The organism is Marinomonas algae (assembly GCF_047525555.1).
In the GTDB taxonomy this organism is placed as follows: Bacteria; Pseudomonadota; Gammaproteobacteria; order Pseudomonadales; family Marinomonadaceae; genus Marinomonas.
Genome location: NZ_JBLIXK010000015.1, coordinates 44,406 through 52,978, shown reverse-complemented (window position 1 = coordinate 52,978; position 8,573 = coordinate 44,406). Strand labels below are relative to the sequence as shown.

The window sequence follows — 8,573 nt, the reverse complement described above, 5'->3', positions numbered from 1 at the left end:
AGTCGGTAGAAAGTTATAATAAGAGTCGGCCACATATGGCCTTAAAATACAAAACGCCCGATGAGGTTCATCGAGCGTTTTAGAACCTGAATAAGTGTCAACCTATATCAGGACTAGTCACAGAAATTAAACGTTTATATCAATCGCCATCGTACGCACAAAGACTAAAAACAGGTACGTCACTTTCACGTAATTTTTCACTACCACCTAAATCTGGTAAATCGATAATTGCAGCGACTTCTTTGATTGTCGCACCTTGTCCAGTTAGCAATTTAATAGCGGCAAACAAAGTACCACCAGTTGCAATTAAATCATCGAACAAAAGTACATTATCACCAGCTTTTACCGCGCCTTCTTGTATTTCAAGCTCAGCTTCACCGTATTCTAAAGCGTAAGCTTGAGAAACAGTTTTACCTGGAAGTTTTCCTTTCTTGCGAATCAGGATAAGAGGCTTTTGCAGCTCATAAGCCAATACTGCAGCAATCAAAAAACCACGAGCATCAATACAAGCAATATGAGAAATATCAGACGACATGTAGCGGTGAACGTAGGCATCAACGACCATTCTCATTCCTTTAGGGTCACTAAAGATAGGAGTAATATCACGGAAGCTGATGCCTTCTTTTGGCCAGTCTTCTACTGTTTGGATTAGTGACTTAACGTAAAAATCATCGTAGAGCATATTCAGTAACGCCTTAATTTATTTATCAAATGTTGGCGATTTTACCACAATCACTCGCAATCCCAACGAGTTTTTGCATTTCAGGGAAATTGACTATCTCAATCTCTTTACCATCAACATGAATTAGCTCATTTTTTTGAAAGCGAGTAATCACTCGACTCACAGTTTCAACGGCTAAACCTAGGTAGTTTCCTATCTCTCCACGAGACATAGAAAGTCGAAACGCACTAGCAGAGTAACCACGTTTTTTAAACCGATTGGATAGATTTAGTAAGAAGGATGCGACTTTTTCATCGGCATTTTTCTTTCCTAGTAAGACCATCATCTGTTGGTCATCCGATATTTTTCGACTCATTACCTTAAATAACTGATGTCTCAAAGAAGGGATTTGGGCAGATAGTTCTTCTAAATGAGTAAAAGGAATCTCACAAACAGTTGTGGTTTCAAGCGCTTTGGCAGAAACTGGGTAGGTATCTGAATCCACGCCACTTAAGCCAACCAACTCACTAGGGCAATAAAAGCCTGTGATCTGCTCTTCACCAACGGACGTTATGTTAAAGGTTTTCAATGTACCTGAACGTACAGCATAAACAGAATCAAATTTTTCACCTTGGCGAAATAAAAAGTCACCTTTTTTTAATGGCTTTTTGCGCTCAATAATTTGATCTAGTTTATTAATATCCTCATCAGCTAAAGCGATCGGAAGGCAAAGTGCACTTAGGCTACAATTCTGACATTGAGACGTAAGTGTACTGTTAAATCGTGTCTGTGCGTGTGTTACTGACATGTGAATCTCCCTGACCTGATGTTATATAACTTTTGAGTATTTTATATTGTTGTTTAGGTACTTATCGAAAACCATACAAATACAGCGAATAAGTAATCTACCACGTTCTGTCACTCGGATAATGGTCTGCATTCCATTGTCCTGTATTTCAATCATACCGTCTTCAATCATTGAGGTAAGATTATCTACCTCTTTTGAGAAATATTCAAAAAATCTAATATTATTCTTTTGCTCAATTGCCGTAGTATTTAATTCAAATTGAGAAATAAGGGTCATAATAACTTGATGGCGAATACGGTCATCAGAATCACTGATATAGCCTCGACTAATCGCCAATTGGCCTTTTTCAATACTACTTCGATATAGGCTTAAATCAGTATGGTTTTGGATGTAAACACCACTTAGATCACTGATGGCAGACACACCAAATGCTACTAAATCAGTTCCAGCGTGAGTTGTATAGCCTTGGAAGTTTCTTTGCAATAAGCCTTGCTTTTGTGCTTTTGCAAGACTGTCGTTAGGTTTTGCAAAGTGATCCATTCCTATGTACTCATAACCCGCATCGATAAGGTATTCAATGCTCATTCTCAGCAGTTGCACTTTGATGCTCGGAATAGGAAGGCTATCTTCTGGTATCCTTTTTTGTGATCTAAATCTTTCAGGTAGATGGGCATAATTAAACAAAGAAATGCGATCGGGCGATAATGCAATGACTTTATCTAGGGTATCTCTGAAGCCCTCAAGAGATTGATAGGGAAGGCCGTAGATCAAATCAAAGTTTATAGATTTAATGTTCATTGCACGGGCGTCTTCAACCAGTTGAGAAACGGTTTCAAGAGATTGAACTCGATGAATCGCCTCTTGTACTTTGTTGTCAAAGTCTTGAACGCCAATGCTAATTCGATTTATGCCCATTTCAGTTAGCAGCTTTAACTTAGAGGAGGTCACTTCTCTTGGGTCGATTTCGATGCTGTAATCTTGTGAGCCATCACTCACTAGGTTGAAATACTGGTTTATTGTTTTGAATAAATCTCGAATCAGATCCTCTGTCAAAAAGGTAGGTGTACCTCCTCCAAAGTGCAATTGTGTAACTTTTTTAGAATGGTCGAGCATCAGACTGCGAAGCCTCATTTCCTCACCAAGAAGTTCGACATATTCTGCGCCTTTTTCATACTGCTTCGTCACAATCTTATTGCATGCGCAGTAATAACAAAGATGCGCACAGAATGGGATATGAAAATAAAGGCTCAACGCTTTATCTGAAGGCATCATCATCTTGTCTATCAAGGCAATCTTACTGATACCAGAATCGAACTGCGGCGCCGTTGGGTAGGATGTGTATCTAGGTCCTGCCAAATCGTATTTATTAATAAGAGAAGAATCCCAAATCATGTTGTATTCCTATTAAAATTTCTAATAGCAGTTTACTCCTATGGTCTGGGGCTTTTTCTGACACAGGTCAAGATATGACATCTCTGTAAAAATTAAATCATTTCCTAAATAAGATTGGATAAGGCCTCAAGCGCTCTTATAATCACGATAACTTAATTTTTAGTACATAAATTCATGAAAAATATACCTTTATATCTCGCTCACGGTGCTGGTGCGGGCCACAGCAATAGCTTCTTAAATGATCTAGGTAACGCGATTTCAGCCAAAATGAATCAGCCCATTATCCCCGTCACTTTTTCTTATATGCGAGAAGTGGAAATCACTGGAAAGAAAAGGCCACCACCGCCTTTTAAGCGTCTTATTCCAGAATTCTCCGACTGTATAAAAAATGAAGTTGCTTGTGTTGTTGCTGGGAAATCAATGGGAGGACGTGTTGCTGCACAGTTGTCGAAAGAACCTATGGTAAAGGCGGTTGTTTGCTTTGGTTTTCCTTTTTATCCCGCTGGTAAGCCTGAAAAACACAGACTTTCTTTCCTTGAGAATATGGAAGTTCCTTGTTTGATTATCCAAGGAACACGAGATCAACTTGGTTCTTATGATTGGGTTAAGCAGCAATCACTGCCTGAAAATGTCAACATTGTTTGGATTGAAGGTGCTGACCATGATTTTAAAGTGCTAAAGAAATACAATAAAACAGCCACCGAAACCATTTCGAATATGGCTGATATTACACAAACTTGGCTTAACGATATTCTGTAAGCCGCTTTACATTTAACCTATTTGAAGAAGAGCGATAAAAGAGGATTTATATGGAACACCAAGCAGTGTTTGATGCAACAGGCTTACTTTGTCCAGAGCCAGTAATGATGTTGCATGTCGAAATGCGAAAAATAGGGGCGAAAGATGTACTTAAAGTGATCGCTACTGATCCATCAACAACACGCGATATCCCAAAGTTTTGCCAGTTTCTAGGTCATACGCTGGTCAATCACGAGCAAGAAGGTGACACCTTTTTCTACTGGATAGAAAAGAAGTCGAGCTAAAAAATGCCTTCATATTTTTATATGAAGGCATTTAAAGAGCAAAAACCACGTTTAAATGTTAAGGAAGGTACGAACAAGTCCACTGGCTTCAGCGTGTGAATAAACCTTTATAATTCGAGGCAAGTTTCGCAGTCCAATATGAACATATTGGCAAGAAGCTTAACAAAGAATAAAAAGTGTTTAGCTCACGCCCTTCGGGTCTTTCAGAACAACGGCTTCTCTTCGTTAAGAGTGATTGAAAGGTATTAACATTCCTACTCACTCTTGCCTTGATAGACCGTTTCTCTGATAAGACTGAAGTTCAGAAGACTTATTCGCACCTTCCTTAAGCAACTTTAAGTCTTTTTGCTTGAAACTTTTGACCTAGAATCGCGCTGTGGTATGTGTGCTCGAAGCTAGAAAAAGCAACATCAACGTCTAATCTCAACTGACGCACAATGTCATTAGATGAAATCAAACCACGAATTGTCTTTGTGTTTTCATCAATAACTAACAAGTGCTGAAGAGGGTTTTCTCTTTGGCTGTATAAAAGAGACTCTATGTCTGAATTTTTTAGGGATGAATAAGACAATGCAAGTAGCTCTTCTTTTGGCCTCATTAAGTCAGCAACCATAAGCTCAGATCGTTTATAGCCTTCAGCAACCATTTTAATAAGAGCGTCTTCAGACAAGTCTTCTAAACTAATAATACCAACAAAATGGTTGTCTTCATCAACAACGATTTTCATGCGGACATGTTCTTTCTTCATCAATTTAACAAGTACATCTGCACGAGTATTTGCTTCAATCACCCTTGGGCCGGCTTTATCAAAGTCCGTAAATACAGATAGTGCAGATGAGTAAATAGTAATATTCTCGATTACTGCAGGCCAAGTAAGATCGTTAACGCTTTTTGTAGAAACATAAGTAAGTGTTTTCATAGTAAAACCCCATTAAAAAAATAAATGAATGTGAAATATGGGTGAGTTATATCAATGAAAACGGGGGAGCCCTTGGACTAATATTACTATTAATGCTTTCTTTGTTGGGAAAGTAATAGTAAGAGGAGAGTGTATTAGTAAGTTCGAAAAAACGTTTTCTAATACTAAAAGATGAAGCTATAAAATTATTGTCAGAGTCTAACTCTTGATCTGGCGCAATGACTTCATTAAAACGCTGCTCTACACTAGGTTCTAACCATCGAAACTGGCTTACTTCCTGAGCATTCGCACGCTGAGATATCGTCAATAAAGACGATAAAATCACGGCAATGATCATTAGAAGTTGAGCAGTCATAGTTATGGCAAACCTTTATATGTTAAGTAGAAAACTACTTCATTTAATATATGCCTGCCGCTTTTTAAATCCTAGTTATTTTTTATAAATGACCTTTCTTTCCACTTTTAATGTTAAAACTCAACGCCTTCTTATTGCTATAAAAAGAAAAAAGAGCCCAAAAAGGCTCTTTTAATGCATATATCTATATCTTGTTAAGCAGCTGGAAGCATGATCGTTGCTTCACCTGTAACAACAACTTTACCTTCGCATTCACAAACTGTTTTAAGAGTAGCACGGCGTCGACGCTCATTGATGTCTGTTACCGTAACGGTGGTGACAACTTCTTGGCCGACAAAAACAGGTGAGCGAAATTTCAGTGTTTGCTCAAGATAAATACAGCCTGGCCCAGGTAGCTTTGTGCCAATAGCGGCAGAAATAAAACCAGCCGTTAACATGCCATGAGCAATAGGCTGCCCAAATGATGTTGTTGCCGCATACTCAGCATCCAAGTGAACAGGGTTAGTGTCGCCCGTTACATCTGCAAAAGCTTGTACGTCAGCCTGAGTGACGATTTTGCGGTACTCAACACTTTGGTCAATGGAAAGTTGTTCTAATGTGTATCCAGAAGTCATTACCTATCCTTATATTGCAATTTAACGCTATGGTACACTTTCGCCACATTATTCTTAAGAGGTATCTATGGTTAAGTTGGTGATTTTTGATTGGGACGGTACCTTATATGATTCTATCGACACAATTTGTCAGAGTATGCTGCACGCAGCGCAATTAGCTGGCGCACCAGACCGCAATAAAGAAGACGTTAAAAACATCATTGGTTTATCTCTTGATAAGGCGGTTCAGGTTATTTGGCCAGAATTACCCGTTGTTGAGCGCAATACAATTATCGAGCATTACAAGCAAACTTATGTGGCAAAAGATCAAACTCCGCCCAATGCGTATGAAGGTGTTATTGACACCTTGAACAAACTCCAAAACACCAATATTAAGTTAGCCGTTGCGACGGGAAAAAGCCGTCGAGGCTTAGAGAGAGTAATGGGGCTCACAGGAACCAAGGATTATTTCATCGCTACTCGATGCGCAGATGAGACGCAATCAAAACCTCACCCTCTAATGCTAGAAGAATTATTGGCAGAACTTAAGTTAACACCGGATCAAGCAATCATGGTTGGAGATACGGAATACGACCTTAACATGGCGACAAATGCTGGGATGAAAAGCGTAGGAGTCACTTATGGCGCTCATGAATCGGCCCGTTTACAAGCTTGTCAGCCACATGCGCTAATCAGCAACTTTAATGAACTATTAGATATTTTAGGACTATAGAAAATGGCTTGGACGGAAGACGAAGATCAAAAAAAAATTCACGAGCAAGATATAGATAGCGCTCAAAAAAAAGAAGCTGAAAAACCTAAAGAAACGGTAGAGGCCACTGAAAGCCAGACCGATCCAAATAAAGAAATTTGGTCTCTACTTGAAAAAACCTTAAGCGAAAACATTGTTGAAAAGCGTAGAGCGAGACGTTGGAAAATATTTTTTCGATTATTCGCTTTGGCCATTACGATCACGGTGATATCCACGTGGATTATGCGGTCTAACCTACCGGAAGTGGGATTTGAAGGAGATGTTGTTGCTGTTATTCCGATGCGCGGTGTGATCGGAGCGGATTCGGATATAGAATCGTATGAATTTGTAGGCTTGATTGATAGTGCTTATCGTAACCCACGATTAACAGCCGTGGTTATTGAGATGAACAGTCCTGGTGGCAGTCCGGTACATTCCGGCATTATTTATGATGCTATTCAAGAGAAAAAGGAAAACTATCCGGACACGCCTATCATTGTCGTTGTTGAAGATATGGCAGCGTCAGGAGGTTATTACATTGCGGCGGCCGCCACTGAAATCTATGCAAATAAAGCCAGCCTTGTGGGTTCTATTGGGGTAATTTCTTCTGGTTTTGATGCGAGTGGCTTGCTTGAAAAAATAGGCGTTGAACGTCGTACTTTTACCGCAGGCAGAAACAAAGCCTTCCTTGATCCTTTTGTACCAATGACAGAGGAAGCAAAGGATAAATGGCAAGCCGTGTTAGATGAAACTCATCAACAGTTCATTGATGCGGTCAAAGAAGGTCGCGGTGATAGATTAACCATCACAGACGATGTGTTTAGTGGAATGGTGTTTACCGGCCAGCAAGCGGTCAAAATCGGTCTTATTGATGGTTTAGCAAGTGTGCAGAATTTATTGAAGCAGCGCTTTCCAAATGCCAAACCTGTTGTATATGCGCCTAAGCAAGAATCTTGGAAAGAGCTTGCGAAAGAATTGGGCGTTGAAATGGCAACCAAAATAATCAACACAAGCAGCATTCAATAAATTCTAGCTGCAATAAAAAAAGCTCCTTCGGGAGCTTTTTTATTGTCTGTTGCTAACCACAGCCTAGTACCAGGTTTGTCAGTTTAATTTGTTAGAGAAAAAGACAAGCAGAGGGACACAAACGTCAGTAAGTTTTCATCAAAAGATATATTTGATAAAATAATTATCTCATTTATTTTTAATTAAATTTAGGCAATTCCATGGCCCGAAAAGCGAACATTTCGAATGAAGAAATCCACCAAGCATGCTGGGAGCTTCTTGAAAGAAACAGTTTCCCAAATATTCCAAGGATCGCAGACTTCTTCTTAACCAAAGACGGTCGACGCTGTTCCAATACAACTCTCATGAAGGCGATTGCTGAATGGGAAGTCATATACAAAGAACAGCAAGAGCATGAGTTTAAAGATTTAGATGAAGTGCTACTGCCAGCCTTTAAGAACTTCTCAAGAAATTTAACCAAGAGCTTTAGAATACTTCTCGATGAAAAAGTCGCAGACCTTGAAATACATCAAACACAAAAGCAAAACGCCATAGAAGGTGGTTATTTATCGCTGTCTAGTGCCTTGGTTGAGCTTCAGCAAGCATATGAAGAAATTGAAGAACGGCACGCTAGTGCAGAACGAAAAGCCCTTGAACTTGAACAGCAAGCTTTATTGCTCGAACAAAAAAACCAAACTCTAGTGGCTCAAAATCAAGTACTAACAAAGCAACTTGAACAAGAAAGAGAGGAGAGCGCTGAGCTTCGACTTAACTTATCACAAAGAGAAGTAGACCTAGCCAAACTGGACAACAAACTGACCCAAGCACTGGAAGAAAAGCAACAAGCATTCAATGAGATCACCTGCTTAAAAGAACAATCCAATAAGCAGGAAGAGCGAAATTGGGCGCAAATCACGAACACATTAAAAAGCTTATCCTCGTCTGTTCAGATTCTTCAAAGCCAAGCAGAGGAACACAAAGATAGAGGCACAGAGAAATAGTCGCTATAATGCGCCCTTTATATTTAGCGCATTCTTATTAAGAGA

Annotated in this window: 11 protein-coding genes; 5 read left to right on the top strand and 6 right to left on the bottom strand. The window is 39.5% G+C overall.

The window, feature by feature from the left end:
- Window positions 1-139 precede the first annotated feature (139 nt).
- Genes ACMUMQ_RS15475 through hemN form a run of 3 tightly spaced genes read right to left on the bottom strand, consistent with a single transcriptional unit; the run spans window position 140 to window position 2,861 of the window.
- On the bottom strand, window positions 140-682 hold the full coding sequence (locus tag ACMUMQ_RS15475; protein ID WP_317003995.1) for an adenine phosphoribosyltransferase: 543 nt from the start codon (window positions 680-682) through the stop codon (window positions 140-142).
- A 25-nt stretch (window positions 683-707) separates the two neighbouring features.
- Window positions 708-1,469, bottom strand: a complete 762-nt coding sequence (locus tag ACMUMQ_RS15470) for a fumarate/nitrate reduction transcriptional regulator Fnr (protein WP_414682808.1) — start codon at window positions 1,467-1,469, stop codon at window positions 708-710.
- 21 nt (window positions 1,470-1,490) lie between these two features.
- The gene (hemN, locus tag ACMUMQ_RS15465) at window positions 1,491-2,861 is read right to left on the bottom strand and encodes an oxygen-independent coproporphyrinogen III oxidase (protein ID WP_414682807.1); all 1,371 of its coding nucleotides are present in this window, start codon (window positions 2,859-2,861) and stop codon (window positions 1,491-1,493) included.
- Window positions 2,862-3,035: 174 nt separating this feature from the next.
- On the opposite strand from hemN, the gene ACMUMQ_RS15460 reads away from it, so the two are divergent.
- Window positions 3,036-3,620 (top strand): alpha/beta family hydrolase, encoded by a 585-nt coding sequence (locus ACMUMQ_RS15460; RefSeq protein ID WP_414682806.1) that lies wholly within the window; start codon window positions 3,036-3,038, stop codon window positions 3,618-3,620.
- Window positions 3,621-3,670: 50 nt separating this feature from the next.
- Window positions 3,671-3,904 (top strand): sulfurtransferase TusA, encoded by a 234-nt coding sequence (gene tusA / locus ACMUMQ_RS15455; RefSeq protein ID WP_414682805.1) that lies wholly within the window; start codon window positions 3,671-3,673, stop codon window positions 3,902-3,904.
- 325 nt (window positions 3,905-4,229) lie between these two features.
- Here tusA and ACMUMQ_RS15450 read toward each other — a convergent pair whose 3' ends face one another.
- The 3 genes from ACMUMQ_RS15450 to ACMUMQ_RS15440 all read right to left on the bottom strand — a co-directional run bounded on the left by ACMUMQ_RS15450 (window position 4,230) and on the right by ACMUMQ_RS15440 (window position 5,792).
- The gene (locus tag ACMUMQ_RS15450; protein ID WP_414682804.1) at window positions 4,230-4,823 is read right to left on the bottom strand and encodes a CBS domain-containing protein; all 594 of its coding nucleotides are present in this window, start codon (window positions 4,821-4,823) and stop codon (window positions 4,230-4,232) included.
- A gap of 46 nt (window positions 4,824-4,869) precedes the next feature.
- Window positions 4,870-5,178, bottom strand: coding sequence for a hypothetical protein (locus tag ACMUMQ_RS15445; protein WP_414682803.1), 309 nt, complete (start codon window positions 5,176-5,178; stop codon window positions 4,870-4,872).
- A 194-nt stretch (window positions 5,179-5,372) separates the two neighbouring features.
- Window positions 5,373-5,792: a MaoC family dehydratase gene (locus ACMUMQ_RS15440; RefSeq protein ID WP_414682802.1), complete on the bottom strand. Its 420-nt coding sequence runs from the start codon at window positions 5,790-5,792 to the stop codon at window positions 5,373-5,375.
- A gap of 67 nt (window positions 5,793-5,859) precedes the next feature.
- Between ACMUMQ_RS15440 and ACMUMQ_RS15435 the strand changes: the two genes are divergently transcribed.
- From ACMUMQ_RS15435 to ACMUMQ_RS15425, 3 genes are all read left to right on the top strand, one after another.
- Window positions 5,860-6,504, top strand: coding sequence for an HAD-IIIA family hydrolase (locus tag ACMUMQ_RS15435; RefSeq protein ID WP_414682801.1), 645 nt, complete (start codon window positions 5,860-5,862; stop codon window positions 6,502-6,504).
- A gap of 3 nt (window positions 6,505-6,507) precedes the next feature.
- Window positions 6,508-7,548 carry a signal peptide peptidase SppA gene (gene sppA, locus ACMUMQ_RS15430; RefSeq protein ID WP_414682800.1) on the top strand — a complete coding sequence of 347 codons (1,041 nt, stop codon included), beginning with the start codon at window positions 6,508-6,510 and terminating at the stop codon, window positions 7,546-7,548.
- A 200-nt stretch (window positions 7,549-7,748) separates the two neighbouring features.
- Entirely contained in the window at window positions 7,749-8,528 is a 780-nt protein-coding gene (locus ACMUMQ_RS15425; RefSeq protein WP_414682799.1) for a GumC domain-containing protein, read from the top strand.
- Window positions 8,529-8,573 lie beyond the last annotated feature (45 nt).

Excerpts from the sequence above, each read along its gene's own strand:
- ACMUMQ_RS15475 (WP_317003995.1), bottom strand. The coding sequence starts at position 682 with ATGCTCTACGATGATTTTTACGTTAAGTCACTAATCCAAACAGTAGAA.
- ACMUMQ_RS15470 (WP_414682808.1), bottom strand. The coding sequence starts at position 1,469 with ATGTCAGTAACACACGCACAGACACGATTTAACAGTACACTTACGTCT.
- hemN (WP_414682807.1), bottom strand. The coding sequence starts at position 2,861 with ATGATTTGGGATTCTTCTCTTATTAATAAATACGATTTGGCAGGACCT.
- ACMUMQ_RS15460 (WP_414682806.1), top strand. The coding sequence starts at position 3,036 with ATGAAAAATATACCTTTATATCTCGCTCACGGTGCTGGTGCGGGCCAC.
- tusA (WP_414682805.1), top strand. The coding sequence starts at position 3,671 with ATGGAACACCAAGCAGTGTTTGATGCAACAGGCTTACTTTGTCCAGAG.
- ACMUMQ_RS15450 (WP_414682804.1), bottom strand. The coding sequence starts at position 4,823 with ATGAAAACACTTACTTATGTTTCTACAAAAAGCGTTAACGATCTTACT.
- ACMUMQ_RS15445 (WP_414682803.1), bottom strand. The coding sequence starts at position 5,178 with ATGACTGCTCAACTTCTAATGATCATTGCCGTGATTTTATCGTCTTTA.
- ACMUMQ_RS15440 (WP_414682802.1), bottom strand. The coding sequence starts at position 5,792 with ATGACTTCTGGATACACATTAGAACAACTTTCCATTGACCAAAGTGTT.
- ACMUMQ_RS15435 (WP_414682801.1), top strand. The coding sequence starts at position 5,860 with ATGGTTAAGTTGGTGATTTTTGATTGGGACGGTACCTTATATGATTCT.
- sppA (WP_414682800.1), top strand. The coding sequence starts at position 6,508 with ATGGCTTGGACGGAAGACGAAGATCAAAAAAAAATTCACGAGCAAGAT.
- ACMUMQ_RS15425 (WP_414682799.1), top strand. The coding sequence starts at position 7,749 with ATGGCCCGAAAAGCGAACATTTCGAATGAAGAAATCCACCAAGCATGC.